1 protein-coding gene is annotated in these 381 nt (G+C 35.2%); it reads right to left on the bottom strand.

What is annotated here, in order from left to right; all coding sequences use genetic code 11:
• Window positions 1–343 (bottom strand): transposase (locus tag EWU22_RS13150; RefSeq protein WP_161566876.1); only part of this gene is annotated, 343 nt, incomplete at its 3' end.
• Window positions 344–381: the final 38 nt, after the last annotated feature.

Below are 381 nucleotides of genomic sequence, written 5' to 3'. Positions count from 1 at the left end.
AATCGAATTTTTTTTTAATATCAACCCCATATGCCTGTTCGGCTAGATCAATCATTTTATCCTTAAAGTCAAGCAAGATTTGCTTCTGACCTACGATACGCTCTAGTTCAGCCACTTTTTTCTTGAGCAATAACAACTCTTGTGTATCACTCTGTGTCTCTACTATAACTCGGGTCTTATTGGTTTTCATTGTACCGAATTTAGAAATCCATTTGTACACATTGGTCCCAGATACTTCATATTGCTTACAAATTTCTGAAACTCGAGTTCGACCTTGTTCTATTTCTCGAACTTTCTCCATTTTAAAACTGTCACTAAAATGACGAAGACGTCTTTGTGACACACTTTGAAGATACAACTTTTTGTTGGCCATAATTAATA

The sequence above is a fragment of the Aquirufa nivalisilvae genome (assembly GCF_004307455.1).
Classification (GTDB): Bacteria; Bacteroidota; Bacteroidia; order Cytophagales; family Spirosomataceae; genus Aquirufa; species Aquirufa nivalisilvae.
Note: the sequence above shows the minus strand (reverse complement) of the source record. Positions and strands in the feature narration are given on the sequence as shown.